Here is a 15,358-nt window from a genome sequence, read left to right as displayed (position 1 = left end):
ACTTGTGTTTCGGATCGGCGCGGGCGAAGTCTGTGGGGAAACCTGGAGGATGCCCCCGAGGAGGTGCCGGTGGAGAAGATCGCCTTTCTGGCCGCAGAGACCCAGATTGCCGAAGAGGCGCGCCGCCATCTGGCCGGGCAGCATGGCGATGTGCCGGTGGAAGAGGCCGAGGTGATCGTGGCGCTGGGGGGCGACGGGCACATGCTGCAGACGCTGCGGGACACCCAGCATCTGGACACGCCGGTTTACGGGATGAACTGCGGGACCATCGGGTTCTTGATGAACGAATATGCCGAGCCGGCGCTGATAGAGCGGCTGGAGGCGGCGGAAGAAGAGGTGCTGCATCCGCTGAAGATGCGGGCCTTCACCGCGGACGGCGGCACCGAAGAGGTGCTGGCGATCAACGAGGTGAGCTTGTTGCGGCAGGGGCCGCAGGCGGCGAAGTTGCGCATTCAGGTGGATGGCCGGGTGCGGATGGATGAGCTGGTCTGCGACGGGGCGCTGCTGTGCACGCCTGCGGGATCGACCGCTTACAACTACTCGGCCCACGGGCCGATCCTGCCGATCGGCGCCGAGGTGCTGGCGCTGACACCGATTGCCGCCTTCCGCCCGCGGCGCTGGCGGGGCGCCCTGCTGCCGATGGCCGCGGAGGTGCGGTTTGACGTGCTGCAACCCAAGAAGCGCCCGGTGCGCGCCGAGGCCGACAGCCGGGCGGTGGAGGATGTGGTGACGGTGATCGTGCGCTCCGACGAGAGCATCCGCCACCGTATCCTGTTTGACCCCGGCCATGGGCTCGAGGAGCGGCTCATTCGGGAGCAGTTCGCCTAGGGTGGGCACTGTGCCCACCTAGCGGGGCGATGCGGCCTAGCGGGTCGGTGGGCAGATGGCCCCGTCTACGGCGCAGCGCCATGCGGGTGTGGCTCAGTCCCGCTCCCAGGTTTCGCGTTTGCGGTAGATCGTGGAGGGCGAGAGCTGGAGGCTGCGGGCGGCCTTCGGGACGGAGCCGCCGTGGTGGGCGATGGTCTCTTCGATCACCAGCCGTTCGATCTCGGCCATGCTGAGGCCCAGTAGTGGGCCGAGAGAGGTGCCGGAGGCGTCGGAGGGCGTGCTGGTGGATGCAGGGGCGGGCGGCTGTGCGCGGGCGGCCTCGGCGCGGGCCTCGACCTCGTGGTGCAACTCCATCGGCAGCATCGGCAGGGTGACCTCGGGGCCGTCGTGCAGCACCGCCACGTTGCGCAGGACGTTCAGCAGTTGCCGCACGTTGCCGGGCCAGTTGAGGGCGCAGAACAGGTCTTCGACCGCGGGGCTCAGGTGGGTGAAGCTCTTGCCCTCCTCGGCGGAGAACTCGGCCAGCGCATGGCGGGCGATCTCGACCACGTCGCGGCCGCGCTCCCGCAAGGGCGGCAGGTGCAGGGGCACCACGTGGAGGCGGTAGTAGAGGTCTTCGCGGAAGCGCCCGGCCTTCACCTCGGCCAGCGGGTCGCGGTTGGTGGCGCAGAGAATGCGCACACTGACCTTGCGCGGCTTGGTCGAGCCGACGGGCTGGATGGTGGAGGTTTGCAGAAAGCGCAGGAGCTTGGTTTGCAGGCCGAGGTCCATCTCGCAGATCTCGTCGAGAAACAGCGTGCCGCCATCGGCTGCCGCCGCCGCGCCGGGTTTGTCGGCCAGTGCGCCGGTGAAGCTGCCCTTGAGGTGGCCGAAGACCTCGCTCTCCAGCAGGTCGCCGGGGATGGCGCCGCAGTTGAGCGCGATGAAGGGGCCGTTGGCGCGGGAGGACATATCGTGCAGCGCCTTGGCGCAGAGCTCCTTGCCGGTGCCGCTCTCGCCGGAGATGAACACGGTCGCCATCGAGCGGGAGACCGAGCCGATCTTGTGCATCACCTCGCGCATGGCGGGGGAGGTGCCGATGAGGCCGGTTTTCTCCGGCTCGGGCAGCGGCGGCGAGGGATCGGGCATGGGGCCGCCGGGAGAGAGCGGGCGGCCCGAGGCGCGGGCGTGGTCGGCCACGGCGCCGGAGACGGCGTCGATCAGGCGGGCCTCGTCGAAGGGTTTGACCAGAAACTCCCATGCCCCGGCGCGCATGGCCTCGACCGCGCGATTGATCGAGCCGTTGGCGGTGATGACGATGACATGGGTGAAGGGATCGGCGGCGATGAACTCTTCGATCAGCTCCAGACCGTCGCGGTCGGGCAGCATGAGATCGACCAGCACCACGCCGGGGCGGTGGGTGCGGAAGAGGCGCAGCCCGTCGGCCGCGGTGGAGGCGGCGGCGACCTCGTGGCCCGCCGACTTGAGCACGCTTTCATAGACGAGCTGCATCGACGGCACGTCTTCGATCAGCAGCACGGCGGTCATTCTGCCGGCTCCTGCGGGGCTGCCCCCTCGGAAAAGCGGTTGGCTTTTTCGGCGGCGATGGCGGCGATCAGGCTGCCGAGGCGTTTGTCGATCTCGGCTAGGGTGCGGGCCTGGCTCTCGGGGGCCTCGGACCGGTGCGCGGCGGCATTGGCGAGGTTGGCGAGGTCTTGCAGGGGCAGGGCGCCGACCGCGCCGGAGAGCGAGATGATCACGTGGGTCTGGGCGCGGATCTCGTCGGCGTTGCCGACCACGGAGGCGCTGGCCAGCGAGATGCGGCAGCGGCAGAGGTCGGCGTGGAGCCGGGTGAGAAACTCGTGCCCGCCGTCATTGCCGGAGATGGCGAGGAGTTTCTCGAGCCGTTCGGGGCAGTAATCGACAGCTTCGCCATCGGCGCCGTGGCCGTGTGTGTGGCGCTCCGGCTCGGGTTCCATCTGCTCGGGCGCGGTGCCGCGGGTGCGCAGCATCAGCGTGGCGATGGCCTGCCCGAAAGCGGCCAGCGAGCCGACGGGCTTGGCGAGGATGCCATCGGCCCCGGCGGCGTAGATCCCCTCGCGGTGTTCCTGCAGCACGAAGGCGGTGACGGCGAGGATGGGAATGAGCCGGGTTTCGCCCTTGAGCGCGCGTGTGCGGGCGATGACCTCGGTGCCGGTCAGCTCGGGCATGTCGATGTCGACGAGGGCAAAATCGAACCCGCCGCCGGAGAGCAGGCGCAGGGCTTCGGCCCCATCGGGTGCGAGCTTCCATGAGGCGCCGAGGTGGTCGAGCATCTGGGTGAACAGCAACTGGTTGGTCGGGTTGTCCTCGGCCACGAGCGCGCGCAGACCGGAGAGATCGGGCAGCGGCGGCGGCGCGGAGGGGCTGGCGAGATCGGCCTCGGAGCTGGGCTGCCAAGCCCAGGCGGGGCGGGGCAGCAGCAGAGAGACCTCGGCGCCGCCCTCGCGGGCATTGGAGACCTGCAACTGCCCGCCGAGACGGGTGGCGACCTCTTTGGCGATGTGCAGGCCGAGGCCGCTGCCGGGCTGGGCCTGCCCGCCGGGGCGGCCGCCACGCTCGAACAGCCGGGCGAGGGCGGAATCGGAGAAGCCCGGCCCCTGATCGCGGACCCGGAAGCGCAGCTCTTCGCCCGAGCGCATATCGACAGTGAGCACCACCTCGCCCCAGTCGGCGTATTTGAAGGCGTTGGAGAGCAGGTTCGCGAGCAGCCTGTCGAGCGCCCCGGCGTCGAGGTGGAGCACGGTGGGCAGGTCGGCGGCGATATCGAGCCGGAGCGACATGCTGCGCTCGCGGGCGTGGCCGGACCAGCGCCGCTCGAGGTTGCGCAGCACCGCCAGCAGCGGCACCGGCTCGTTGCCGGGCAAGGCCGAGGCGGGGCTGAGCTGCTTCAGCGCGGTGTCGAGCAGGCGGGCGAGGGTCTCCCCAGCGGTGGCGACGCGCTCGAGTTGGGCGGCAGTGGCGGGATCGAGCTGGGAGAAATCAACAAGGCGGAGGCCGCTCACGACGTCAGAGACCGCAGACCTGATGTCATGCGAGAAGAGTTCTATGTTGCCGTCAGTCTCGGACCCGCTCGAAGAGGGGGGCGAGCCTGGCAGCCAGTCTTCAGCCATTAAGTGACTCCGCCGTGAGTGGCGCAAAGCCGGAGATCGTTAATTCCCGCAAGGGTTGCATGATCCCTAGGATTAAACAAATCCTATCTGACCGGCCACCTGAATAAAACGGCAGGTATTCCAGACCCTAATGTGGCGCTCACGCGGCGTTTTGCGGGTAGCCAAGGGCGGCCAGCGCCTCGGTGATCTCATCCAGAATGGCGGGGTCGTCGATGGTGGCGGGCATCTTGTAGGCCTTGCCATCAGCGATGGAGACCATCGTGGCGCGCAGGATCTTGCCGGAGCGGGTTTTGGGCAGACGGTCGACGACGCAGGCGAGTTTGAAGGCGGCGACGGGGCCGATTTTTTCGCGCACGAGGCCGACGCACTCTTTCACAACTTCGTCATGCGGTTTGTTGGTGCCCGCGTTGAGGCAGAGGAAGCCCATCGGCAGTTGGCCCTTCAGCGTGTCGCCCACGCCGATCACCGCGCATTCGGCCACGTCGGTGTGGGAGGCAAGCACCTCCTCCATCGCGCCGGTGGAGAGGCGGTGGCCAGCGACGTTAATCACATCATCGGTGCGGGCCATGATGTAGAGGTAGCCGTCTTCGTCGATCATGCCTGCATCGCCGGTTTCGTAGTAGCCGGGGAAATGCTCGAGGTAGCTTTTGCGGTAACGGGGCTCGGCGTTCCACAGGGTGGGCAGGGTGCCGGGGGGCAGGGGCAGCTTGATGGCGATGGCGCCGAGCTCGCCCTTGGGCATCGGGTTGCCGCCTTCGTCGAGGATTTGCACGTCGTAGCCGGGCATGGCGACGGTGGGCGAGCCGAGCTTGACCGGCAGAGGCTCTATCCCGACAGGGTTGCCTGCGATGGTCCAGCCGGTCTCGGTTTGCCACCAGTGATCGTAGACCGGCTTGCCGGTGGTGCGCTGGGTCCATTCGATTGTGTCGGGGTCGGCGCGCTCGCCGGCGAGGTAGATGGCATTCAGGCAGCTGAGGTCATATTTGCCGACCAGCTCGCCCTTGGGGTCTTCACGCTTCACCGCGCGGAAGGCGGTGGGGGCGGTGAAGAAGCTGCGAACCTTGTGCTCGGAGATGACCCGCCAGAAGGTGCCGGCATCAGGGGTGCCCACGGGCTTGCCCTCGAAGACGATGGTGGTGTTGCCATGGATCAGCGGGCCGTAGCAAATGTAGCTGTGGCCGACGACCCAGCCGACATCGGAGGCGGCCCAGAACACATCGCCCGGATCGACGTTGTAGATGTTCTTCATCGACCAGTTCAGCGCCACGAGGTGCCCGGCGGTGTGGCGGACCACGCCCTTGGGCTGGCCGGTGGTGCCGGAGGTGTAGAGGATATAGGCCGGGTGGTTGCCCTCGACCGGGACGCAGTCGGCGGGTTCGACGCCGTACTGGAAGCCGTGCCAGTTGACATCGCGGCCCTCGACCAACTGGGCGACCTCCTGCTCGCGCTGGAAGATCACGCAGAACTCGGGCTTGTGCTCGGCCTGGTCGATGGCGCCGTCGAGCAGCGGCTTGTAGTGGACGACGCGGCCCGGCTCGAGGCCGCAGGAGGCGGCGATGATGGCCTTGGGTTTGGCATCGTCGATCCGCACGGCAAGCTCGCTGGAGGCGAAGCCGCCGAAGACGACCGAGTGGATGGCGCCGATGCGGGCGCAGGCGAGCATGGCTTCCAGCGCCTCGGGGACCATCGGCATGTAGATGACCACGCGGTCGCCCTTTTCGACCCCCTTGGCGCGCAGCGCCCCGGCGAGGGAGGCGACGCGGTTGCGCAGCTCGAAGAAGCTGATCTCGCGCTTGGTGTGGGTGATTGGGCTGTCGTAGATGATGGCGGTCTGGTCGCCGCGCCCGGCCTCCACGTGGCGGTCGACGGCGTTGTAACAGGTGTTCACCATGCCATCGGCGTACCACTCGAACATGTGCTCGCCCTTGTCGAAGAGCGCCTTGGAGGGGGGCTTGTGCCATGCGATCGGCTGGGCCGCATCCATCCAGAATTTCTCAGGGTCCGCCTGCCAGGCGGCGTAGATATCCTTGTATCCCATGATCGAGCCTCCTCCTCGTTTGCAGTGGTTTAGGGAGCGGCGGGGCCGTCTGGCAAGCATTCTGGCGAAGGGCGCGGCAGAAGGACGCGAAAAATTTGCAGTTTGGGCGCTAACAGGGGTGCAAAGTTTTGCAAAGGTACGGTCTTGGAGGGGTTTGGGTGCAAATTGGTTGTATATTTGCAAAGTCTTTCGGGGAAACTTGCTAACCCGGTGGTGGAATCGCCGGGCGGCGCGGGGCGGGCGGCTAAGTGCGGGATCAGTGGCGGAAAAAGCGCGACGGGGTCGGTGCGCGAGGGCGGATCTTGGCTGCCACAATTTGCTCAAATTCGGCGTGGAAAATGAGGGTGATTCGCCCTCAGGTTGTTAACCTTTTGTTAACCTTTTGCCCCAATCGAGCGAGAATCGGGGCGGACGGCGGGCCTTGTGTGAGCAGGTTGGCGCCTATGAGCGGAGGTCTGCTGATGTGGCGCCGCGGGCACGTTTTTTGCCGGGTCTACGACCATAACGCCTATTGCATTGGGTTTCAGCGTTTCCGGACTGGCGCATATATGTGAGTCGCGCATGGGATTGATGCCGAATGCGCGACCTGCGGCTCGGAAAAACCCGTCAACCCGGAAGCGTACCACGGCGTGCAAACCTGCTTTTGCAGGGATCGCATCGGTGGAGAGTCGCTCATCTTTGGGTTGAGCATGTTCACACTCCTTAATCACCATATTCTGGACACAACTTTTCCGCGATTGGCGGTCGTCGGTGCTCGCATGGGTGGTTTCGAGCGGTCGCGGGAAAGGAGGTTGGGGGCGATTTCCGAGCGAGGACTGCCAAATGGCTACGGAAGACATCACGGTTACAGAATACATCGGTTCACTTGTCGGCACCGATCTGTTCGGCGGGCAGACCATTCTGCTCAACGGGTTTGGCAGCAGCCAGACAGGTACGCTGGAGGATGATGACGGATTTCTGGGCGACATGGACGATGGCACCGCCACGTTCAACGGCGATCCGATCAACTACATCGGCAGCGGCACGGTGCAGGCGGGTGTGGACGCGGGGCTGATCATTGTGCCGCTCGGGCCGGAATACGACGTGGTGGTGTTCGAGGCGGGTGGCAACACCTACTTCCACTACCCGGACGGCGAGCCCAGCCTGCTCGGCGCGGTTGCGCTGATCGTGGACATCGACGCGACGCCCTATGAGGTGTTCACGCCGATCTGCTTTGGCCCCGATACCATGATCCTGACGCCGAACGGCTATTGCCCGGTGGGTGAGATCAAGTCGGGGGACTGGGTGCGTGATGCGGATGGGCAGGCCCACGAGGTGCTTTGGGCCTCGTCGCGGAAGGTGGAGATCCCCTCCCATCCGGCTTTCGACAAGTGGCGGCCCATCCGCATCGCGCGCAACAGCTTTGGCGACGGCGTGCCCTATCGCGACACCTACCTGTCGCCACAGCACCGGGTGGAGCTGCGCGGCGCCGCGACCGAGATGGTCGTGGGTACCGAGAGCTGCCTTGTGGCGGCGAAGGGGCTGGTGAACGACAAGGGCGTGCGGGTGGACCGCGAGGCGCGGTCGATCACGTATCACCACCTCGTCTGCGAAGCGCATGTGGCGCTGGTGGCCAACGGGATGCACGCCGAGAGCCTCTACCTCAACCCCGAGACGCCGGAGTTCCGGCTGGATGCGGGGTCGCAGGAAGCGGCGAGCCTGTTTCCTGAACTGACGATGAAACTGAATGCGCCGGTCGCGACCCGCCGGGAGGCGGCCGTACTTGCCTCGTATCTCTAGGGCGATTGCAGATAAGCCCTGGATGACCGGCCCTTGCCCCCCAGGTATGGGCCGGACCCCACCCGCGTTGCTCCCCTGCGACGCGGGTGGTTTTTTGTGCGCGCCCGGGCGGGGCGCCGATCACATTTGATGTGTCAGTGCAGATGCCGATTGAACCAATCGCGGGGCCGCGCATTGGATGGTGTGACCGGCGCGGTGCCGGTCACTTGTTCATCGAGGACACCCGACATGGGCGACAAGAAACAGAAGCCTGCGAAGCCCGGCAGCAAGCCGGAAACCAAGAAGTGATGTAAGGGGCCGCGCCGGTCTGCGAGGGCCGGCGCGGTGCCTGTGGGGCCTTAGCTGTAGTGGTGCACCGGGGTGCCGGCGAGCGCCGACATGTTGAGCAGCCCGCGGGCGGTGATGGAAGGCGTCACGATGTGGGCCTTGTTGCCCATGCCCATGAGGATCGGGCCCACCTCCAGCCCACCGGCCTTCATCTTGAGGATGTTCCGCACGCCGGAGGCGGCATCGGCGGAGGAGAAGACCAGCACGTTGGCGGCGCCGTCAAACCGGCTTTCAGGCAGGTGGCGGCGGCGCAGCTCGGGGTCGAGCGCGGAGTCGACGTGCATTTCGCCCTCGTAGGCGAAGTCGACCTGCCGGTCATCGAGCATCTCCAGCGCCTCGCGCATCCGGCGGCCGCCTTCGCTGTCGAGGTTGCCGAACTGGCTGTGCGAGCAGAGCGCGATCTTGGGCGTGAGGCCGAAGCGGCGCACATGGCGGGCCGCACCGATTACGGTTTCGCAGATTTCATGCGGCTTGGGGAACTGATGCACCTGCGTGTCGGCGATGAAGAGCGGGCCATCTTCGAGGATCATCAGCGAGAGCGCGGCGACCGGGTGCAGGGTGCGGTCGGCCAAGATCTGGCGGACGTAGTTGAGGTGCCAGAGGAACTGGCCGAAGGTGCCGCAGATCAGGCTGTCGGCCTCGCCGCGATGGACCATGACCGCGCCGATGGCGGTGGTGTTGGTGCGCATCACCGCGCGGGCGAGGTCGGGGGTGACACCGCGCCGGGCCATGATGGTGTGATAGGTCTCCCAATACTCGCGGTAGCGCGGGTCGTTCTCGGGGTTCACCAACTCGAAGTCGCGGCCCGGGCGGATCTTGAGGCCGGCGCGCTCGCAGCGGGCCTCGACCACCTCGGGGCGGCCGATGAGAATGGGCAGATCGGTTGTCTGCTCCAGCATGGCATCGGCGGCGCGTAGCACACGCTCGTCTTCGCCCTCGGCAAAGACGATCTTGCGCTCTGCCTGAGCGGCGGCCTCGAAGACCGGGCGCATCAGCAGGGCGGATTTGAATACCGAGCGGTCGAGCTGGGCCTTGTAGGCGGTGAAATCCTCGATCGGGCGGGCGGCAACGCCGCTTTCGCAGGCGGCCTTGGCGACGGACGAGGCGACCACGCCCATCAGCCGGGGATCGAAGGGCTTGGGGATCAGGTAATCGGTGCCGAAGGTGAGTTGCTCGCCCTTGTAGGCGGCAGCGGCCTCGGCGGAGGTGGTGGCGCGGGCCAGCGCGGCGATGCCCTCGATGCAGCCAAGTTGCATGGCGTCGTTGATCTCGGTCGCGCCGCAATCGAGCGCACCGCGGAAGATGAACGGGAAGCAGAGGACGTTGTTGACCTGGTTCGGATAGTCCGAGCGCCCGGTGGCGATGATCGCATCGGGCGCGACCTCGCGGGCGGCGTCTGGCAGGATCTCGGGCGTGGGGTTGGCGAGCGCGAAGATGATCGGCTTGGTCGCCATCTTCGCGACCATCTCGGGCTTCAGCACGCCGGGGCCGGAGAGGCCGAGGAAGAGGTCGGCGCCGTCGATCACATCGGCCAGGGTGGCCGGTTCAGTGCCCTGGGCATAGGCGGCTTTTTGCGGGGTCATCTCCTCGGTGCGGCCCTCATAGACCAGACCAGCGATATCGCAGAGCCAGACGTTCTCGCGCTTGACGCCGAGTTTGAGCAGCATGTTCAGACAGGCGATGCCCGCCGCGCCGCCGCCGGTGGAGACCACCTTGATATCGGCCCAGTCCTTGCCCGCCAGCCGCAGGGCATTTGTGGCTGCCGCGCCGACGACGATGGCGGTGCCGTGCTGGTCGTCATGGAAGACGGGGATGTTCATCCGCTCGCGGCAGAGCTTTTCGACGATGAAGCAATCGGGGGCCTTGATGTCTTCAAGGTTGATGGCGCCGAAGGTGGGCTCGAGCGCGCACACGATGTCGGCCAGCTTCTCCGGGTCGGTCTCGTTCACCTCGATATCGAAGCAGTCGATGTTGGCGAATTTCTTGAAGAGGACGGCCTTGCCCTCCATCACCGGCTTGGAGGCCAGCGCGCCGATATTGCCCAGCCCGAGCACGGCGGTGCCGTTGGACACCACGGCCACGAGGTTGCCTCGCGCGGTGTAGCGGGTGGCGAGCGCGTTGTTCTCGGCAATCGCGGTGCAGGCCTCGGCCACGCCGGGGGAATAAGCGAGCGAGAGGTCGCGCCCGTTGGCCAGCGGCTTGGTGGCCCGGATCTCGAGTTTTCCCGGCTTGGGGTTGGCGTGATAGAGCAGCGCGGCGGTTTCCACCGGGCTATCTGGCGTGTCGGTCATGGGGCCTCCCGGAAGTGGTTTAACGTTAAACCATCTTGTCTTCGGCCACATCGCACGAAACGCCCTTCCGTTCAAGCCTGCCCGCATGGGGCTGCCGGTATGTCATCAGACTTTTGCAATTTGCGATTTAATGTTTCGGGCAGACATTTTTCGGGCTAGGCTGCCACGCAGTATTGCTGTTGGCGCTGGAACGTGATGTTCGGTGGTGGCAGGCTGCCGGTGCGCAGGTGCGACTGGTGGCGGGCTTGCGATGAATGAGCGAGGATCGCTCCCAGAGGCCCGATGATTTTACGAAGTGTCGGGCGTTGTTTTATTTGGCGCAAGAGAGGCGGTAGGGTGAAATCCCCGGATGGCCGCCGTGCAGTATGGAGACCATGATGAGTTTGGTGGAAGCGGCGCGGGAGGCCCGGGAGAAGGCCTATGCCCCGTATTCGCAGTTCAAGGTCGGAGCGGCAGTGCGGACGGCGTCGGGCGCCGTTTACCGGGGGGTCAACGTGGAGAACGTGGCCTACCCCGAGGGCACCTGCGCCGAGGCCGGGGCGATCGCGGCGATGGTGCTGGGCGGCGAGACCGAGATCGCGGAAGTGGCGGTGATCGCCGACAGCCCCGCGCCGGTGCCGCCCTGCGGTGGCTGTCGCCAGAAACTTGCGGAATTTGCCGGACAGGATGTGAAGGTGACGCTGGCCACCACGCGCGGCGAGGTGCTGGAGACGACCGTGGGCGCACTGCTGCCGGGTGCTTTCGGCTCCGGCCACATGACCAGCCCCTCGGACGACGGGCTGTGACCATGGATGCGCGAACCGTTCTGAATGCCCTGCGGAGAGGCGAGAGCTTGAGTGCGGAGGCGGTGGACTGGTTCGCCCGGGCGCTGGCCGACGAAGGTGTGAGCGATGCGCAGGTAGGGGCCTTTGCGATGGGTGTCTGCCATGCGCCGCTGAGTGCAGAGGGCCGCGTGGCGCTGACGCTGGCGATGCGCGACAGCGGCGAGGTGCTTCAGTGGGATCTGCCCGGCCCGGTGGTCGACAAGCACTCCACCGGCGGCGTGGGCGATTGCGTGAGCCTCGTGCTTGCCCCGGCGCTGGCGGCTTGTGGTGTGTATGTGCCGATGATCTCGGGCCGAGGCCTTGGCCACACCGGCGGCACGCTCGACAAGCTGGAGGCGATCCCCGGGTTCAACCCCGAGGTGCCGGTGGACCGGTTGCAGAAGATCACCCGCGAGGTGGGCTGTGCCATTGCCTCGGCCTCGGTCGATGTGGCCCCTGCCGACAAGCGGCTCTACGCGGTGCGGGACGTGACCGGCACGGTGGAGAGCCTCGATCTGATCACCGCCTCGATCCTTTCCAAAAAGCTAGCCGCCGGGCTGGAAGGCCTCGTGCTCGACGTGAAGTGCGGGGCCGGGGCCTTCATGAAAACGCCGGAGGCGGCGCGGGAGCTGGCGGCCTCGTTGGTGGAAACCGCCAATGGCGCGGGCTGCAAGACGCGGGCGTTGATCACCGACATGAGCCAGCCGCTGGTGCGCTCGGCGGGCAACGCCGTGGAGGTGACCGAGGCGATGGACACGCTCACCGGCTCCGGCGCCTCCGGCCCGCTCAGCCACCTTTCGGCCAAGCTGGGCGGCGAGCTTCTGGCGATGGTAGGGGTCACCCGCAACGCCTTTGACGGGGCGGACATGATCCTCGACAAGATCCGCTCTGGCCATGCCGCCGAGCGGATGGGCCGGATGGTGGCGGCGATGGGCGGGCCGAGCGACTTTTTGAGCCGCTGGCGCGACCGGCTGCCTGCGGCCCCGGCGACGCTGCAGGTGCGGCCCGAAGGCGAGGGGTATGTGAAGGCCATCGACACCGAGGCGCTGGGCCTTGCGGTGGTGGCGATGGGCGGCGGGCGCAAGCGTGCGCGCGACCGTATCAACCCGGCGGTGGGCCTGAGCCAGATTGCCCAGATCGGCGAGAAGGTGGATGCCTCGCGACCCTTGGCGAAGATCCACGCTGCACGGCGGGCCGAGGCCGAAGGCTTCGAGCCTTGGGTGCGCGCGGCTTTCCAATTGAGCGAGACCCCGGTAAACCCTCCAAAGCTGGTGCTTGGACGGGTGGAGTAGATGCCGCGGGCCTTTCTGGTGGTCATGGACAGTGTGGGATGCGGAGGTGCGCCGGATGCGGCGGCCTTTGGCGATGAGGGCTCCAACACGCTTGGGCATATTGCCGAGGCCTGCGCGGCGGGTCGGGCCGAGGAGGGCCGGAGCGGGGCGTTGAAGCTGCCCGTGCTGGCAGGCCTCGGGCTGTGGAACGCGGTGGAACTGGCGAGCGGGTTCAAAGGCGAGGTCGTGGCCGCGCCGGAGGGGCGCTGGGGCTGTGCGACCGAGGTGTCGCCCGGCAAGGATACGCCTTCGGGCCATTGGGAATTGGCGGGAGTGCCGGTGCCGTGGGACTGGCATTACTTCCCCGATGAAGAACCGGCCTTTCCGCAGCATATCCTCGATGCGCTGGCCTCGATGGCGGGTGCGGGCGGGACGCTGGGCAACCGCCATTCCAGCGGCACGGTGATCCTCGAGGAGGAGGGCGCGCGCCACATGGCGACGGGCTGGCCGATTGTTTACACCTCCGCCGACTCCGTGCTGCAAATCGCGGCGCATGAGGAGACCTTCGGCCTCGATCGGCTGCTGGCGCTTTGCGAAGAGATCGCGCCGACGATGCATGCGATGCGGGTGGGGCGCGTGATTGCCCGGCCCTTCGTGGGCTCCAAGGAGAAGGGTTTCACCCGCACCACCAACCGCCGCGACTATGCGATGACCCCGCCCGAGCCGGTGCTCAACAACTGGGTGCAGGATGCGGGGCGCAAGGTGCATGCGGTGGGCAAGATCAAGGATATCTTTGCCGGGCAGGGCATCACCGACGTGGTGAAGGGCGATGACGCCACGCTGATGGGCGAGCTGGCGCGGCTGGTGGATGAGGCCGAGGATGGCTCACTGACCTTTGCCAATTTCGTCGAGTTCGACAGCCTCTATGGCCACCGCCGCGATGTGTCGGGCTATGCCCGCGCGCTGGAGTGGTTCGACAGTTGCCTGCCGCCGATCCTCGCCAAGCTGCGGGAAGGCGACATGATGCTGTTCACCGCCGATCACGGCAATGACCCCACGTGGCGCGGCACCGATCACACGCGCGAGCGGGTGCCTGTGCTGGTGGCCGGATGCGGCGCCGGAGAGATTGGCGCGCGCGGGTTCGTGGATGTTGCGGCGAGCGTGGCGGCCCATCTGGGCGTGCCGGCGCAGGGGCCGGGAAGGAGCTTTTTGTGAGTTTGAAGGCCATGCCGAAGGTCGAGCTGCACCTGCATCTCGAAGGCGCCGCGCCGCCTGCGTTCATCCGGACGCTGGCGAAGGAGAAGAAGACCGATATCGGCGGGATCTTCGACGAGCGGGGCAACTACAAATACGCCGATTTCGACGAGTTCCTGAAGGTCTACGAGGCGGCGACCTCGGTGCTGACCACGCCGGAGGACTATGCGCGGCTGACCCGCGTGGTGCTGGAGGAATGCGCGGAGCACGGGGTGATCTACGCCGAGACCTTCCTCAGCCCCGACTTTTGCGGCGGCGGCGATGTGAAGGCGTGGTGGGAGTATTGCGCGGCAATGGCCGAGGTGGCCGAGGGCGCGGGGAAGGACCTTGGGATCACGCTGAAAGGCATCATCACCTGCATCCGGCACTTCGGCCCGGAGAAAGCGCGCGGCCCGGCGGAATGCGCCGCCGAGACGGCGGGCGACTTCATCACTGGGTTCGGGATGGCGGGTGCGGAGACGGTGGGCAAGCCGGGCGATTACGCCTGGGCCTTCGACTGCGCGCGGGAGGCCGGGCTGCGGCTGACCTGCCACGCGGGCGAGTGGGGCGGGGCCCAGATGGTGCGCGACACGCTCGACCAGCTCACGGGCATTGAGCGCATTGGGCATGGCGTGGGCGCCTACCATGACGGCGCGCTGATGGAGCGGCTGGCGCGGGAGGGGATCACCCTGGAGGTTTGCCCCGGCTCCAATATCGCGCTGGGCGTGTTCCGGCACTGGCACGACCACCCGATCGAGAAGCTGCGGGAGAACGGCATTGCGGTGACGGTGAGCACCGATGATCCGCCGTTCTTTCACACCACGATGACGCGGGAATACGAGAAGCTGAACGAGGTGTTCGGCTGGGACGAGGGTGATTTTCTCGCCCTGAACAAGGACGCGATTGCCGCGGCTTTCTGCGATGAGAAGACCCGCGAAGACATTTTGAAGAGGCTGAAAGCATGACCAAGCATCTGACCGTCGTTGACCATCCGCTGGTGCAGCACAAGCTGAGCCTGATGCGGGAGAAGGACACGCCGACGGCGGTGTTCCGGCAGCTCCTGCGCGAGATCAGCCAGCTGCTGGCCTATGAGGTGACGCGCGAGTTGCCGATGACCACCAAGCGGATCGAGACGCCGCTGACGGAGATGGATGCCCCGGTGCTGGACGGCAAGAAGCTGGCGCTGATCTCGATCCTGCGGGCGGGCAACGGGCTGCTCGATGGCGTGCTGGAGCTGATCCCGAGCGCCCGTGTGGGCTTTGTCGGCCTGTATCGCGACGAGCAGACGCTTCAGCCGGTGGAATATTATTTCAAGGTGCCGGCAGAGCTGGGCGACCGGATGGTGATTGCCGTCGACCCGATGCTGGCCACTGGCAACTCCAGCGCGGCCGCGATCACCAAGTTGAAGGAGGCGGGGGCGGTAAACATCCGTTTCCTCTGCCTTTTGGCCGCGCCCGAGGGGGTGGAGCGGATGAAGGAGGCGCACCCGGATGTCCCGATCGTCACCGCGGCGCTCGACGAACGGCTCAATGAGGTGGGTTACATCATGCCCGGTCTAGGGGATGCGGGAGACCGCATGTTCGGCACTAAATAGGCGATTGCCCCTTTACGGATTGTTTCCGTTCCGGCATCTTTCCCCAAAATATAGTGGGGGCTT

Annotated in this window: 11 protein-coding genes; 7 read left to right on the top strand and 4 right to left on the bottom strand. The window is 66.6% G+C overall.

What is annotated here, in order from left to right; translation table 11 throughout:
• The first annotated feature begins 63 nt into the window (after nucleotides 1–63).
• Nucleotides 64–828, top strand: coding sequence for an NAD kinase (locus ACUXVX_RS19560; RefSeq protein WP_222472014.1), 765 nt, complete (start codon nucleotides 64–66; stop codon nucleotides 826–828).
• 93 nt (nucleotides 829–921) lie between these two features.
• Here ACUXVX_RS19560 and ACUXVX_RS19555 read toward each other — a convergent pair whose 3' ends face one another.
• The 3 genes from ACUXVX_RS19555 to prpE all read right to left on the bottom strand — a co-directional run bounded on the left by ACUXVX_RS19555 (nucleotide 922) and on the right by prpE (nucleotide 5,997).
• Nucleotides 922–2,355, bottom strand: coding sequence for a sigma-54-dependent transcriptional regulator (locus ACUXVX_RS19555; RefSeq protein ID WP_446309606.1), 1,434 nt, complete (start codon nucleotides 2,353–2,355; stop codon nucleotides 922–924).
• Nucleotides 2,352–3,959 (bottom strand): hybrid sensor histidine kinase/response regulator, encoded by a 1,608-nt coding sequence (locus ACUXVX_RS19550; RefSeq protein WP_446309605.1) that lies wholly within the window; start codon nucleotides 3,957–3,959, stop codon nucleotides 2,352–2,354. Before ACUXVX_RS19550 ends, ACUXVX_RS19555 begins: the two co-directional genes overlap by 4 nt.
• 139 nt (nucleotides 3,960–4,098) lie before the next feature.
• Nucleotides 4,099–5,997, bottom strand: coding sequence for a propionate-CoA ligase PrpE (prpE, locus tag ACUXVX_RS19545; RefSeq protein ID WP_446309604.1), 1,899 nt, complete (start codon nucleotides 5,995–5,997; stop codon nucleotides 4,099–4,101).
• 822 nt (nucleotides 5,998–6,819) lie between these two features.
• Here prpE and ACUXVX_RS19540 point away from each other — a divergent pair.
• Nucleotides 6,820–7,776: a Hint domain-containing protein gene (locus ACUXVX_RS19540; RefSeq protein ID WP_446309603.1), complete on the top strand. Its 957-nt coding sequence runs from the start codon at nucleotides 6,820–6,822 to the stop codon at nucleotides 7,774–7,776.
• Nucleotides 7,777–8,114: 338 nt separating this feature from the next.
• On the opposite strand, the gene ACUXVX_RS19535 is transcribed toward ACUXVX_RS19540, so the two are convergent.
• Nucleotides 8,115–10,394, bottom strand: a complete 2,280-nt coding sequence (locus ACUXVX_RS19535) for an NADP-dependent malic enzyme (protein ID WP_446309602.1) — start codon at nucleotides 10,392–10,394, stop codon at nucleotides 8,115–8,117.
• 377 nt (nucleotides 10,395–10,771) lie between these two features.
• Between ACUXVX_RS19535 and ACUXVX_RS19530 the strand changes: the two genes are divergently transcribed.
• Genes ACUXVX_RS19530 through upp form a run of 5 tightly spaced genes read left to right on the top strand, consistent with a single transcriptional unit; the run spans nucleotide 10,772 to nucleotide 15,295 of the window.
• On the top strand, nucleotides 10,772–11,179 hold the full coding sequence (locus ACUXVX_RS19530) for a cytidine deaminase (protein ID WP_446309601.1): 408 nt from the start codon (nucleotides 10,772–10,774) through the stop codon (nucleotides 11,177–11,179).
• 2 nt (nucleotides 11,180–11,181) lie between these two features.
• The gene (locus ACUXVX_RS19525) at nucleotides 11,182–12,489 is read left to right on the top strand and encodes a thymidine phosphorylase (protein WP_446309600.1); all 1,308 of its coding nucleotides are present in this window, start codon (nucleotides 11,182–11,184) and stop codon (nucleotides 12,487–12,489) included.
• Nucleotides 12,490–13,683: a phosphopentomutase gene (locus ACUXVX_RS19520; protein WP_446309599.1), complete on the top strand. Its 1,194-nt coding sequence runs from the start codon at nucleotides 12,490–12,492 to the stop codon at nucleotides 13,681–13,683. It begins immediately after the preceding gene.
• Complete coding sequence (locus ACUXVX_RS19515) at nucleotides 13,680–14,666, top strand: adenosine deaminase (RefSeq protein ID WP_446309598.1); 987 nt, start codon at nucleotides 13,680–13,682, stop codon at nucleotides 14,664–14,666. Before ACUXVX_RS19520 ends, ACUXVX_RS19515 begins: the two co-directional genes overlap by 4 nt.
• Nucleotides 14,663–15,295 carry a uracil phosphoribosyltransferase gene (upp, locus tag ACUXVX_RS19510; RefSeq protein WP_222472023.1) on the top strand — a complete coding sequence of 211 codons (633 nt, stop codon included), beginning with the start codon at nucleotides 14,663–14,665 and terminating at the stop codon, nucleotides 15,293–15,295. The genes ACUXVX_RS19515 and upp overlap by 4 nt, the downstream gene beginning before the upstream one ends.
• The last annotated feature ends 63 nt before the right edge of the window (nucleotides 15,296–15,358 follow it).

The sequence above is a fragment of the Vannielia sp. SX4 genome (genome assembly GCF_052828525.1).
This window is presented reverse-complemented; position numbering and strand designations above follow the sequence as displayed.

Bases quoted from the DNA above. Each gene is read 5' to 3' on its own strand.
- prpE (WP_446309604.1), bottom strand. From the start codon at position 5,997: ATGGGATACAAGGATATCTACGCCGCCTGGCAGGCGGACCCTGAGAAA.
- ACUXVX_RS19555 (WP_446309606.1), bottom strand. From the start codon at position 2,355: ATGACCGCCGTGCTGCTGATCGAAGACGTGCCGTCGATGCAGCTCGTC.
- ACUXVX_RS19520 (WP_446309599.1), top strand. From the start codon at position 12,490: ATGCCGCGGGCCTTTCTGGTGGTCATGGACAGTGTGGGATGCGGAGGT.
- ACUXVX_RS19550 (WP_446309605.1), bottom strand. From the start codon at position 3,959: ATGGCTGAAGACTGGCTGCCAGGCTCGCCCCCCTCTTCGAGCGGGTCC.
- upp (WP_222472023.1), top strand. From the start codon at position 14,663: ATGACCAAGCATCTGACCGTCGTTGACCATCCGCTGGTGCAGCACAAG.
- ACUXVX_RS19535 (WP_446309602.1), bottom strand. From the start codon at position 10,394: ATGACCGACACGCCAGATAGCCCGGTGGAAACCGCCGCGCTGCTCTAT.
- ACUXVX_RS19525 (WP_446309600.1), top strand. From the start codon at position 11,182: ATGGATGCGCGAACCGTTCTGAATGCCCTGCGGAGAGGCGAGAGCTTG.
- ACUXVX_RS19530 (WP_446309601.1), top strand. From the start codon at position 10,772: ATGAGTTTGGTGGAAGCGGCGCGGGAGGCCCGGGAGAAGGCCTATGCC.
- ACUXVX_RS19540 (WP_446309603.1), top strand. From the start codon at position 6,820: ATGGCTACGGAAGACATCACGGTTACAGAATACATCGGTTCACTTGTC.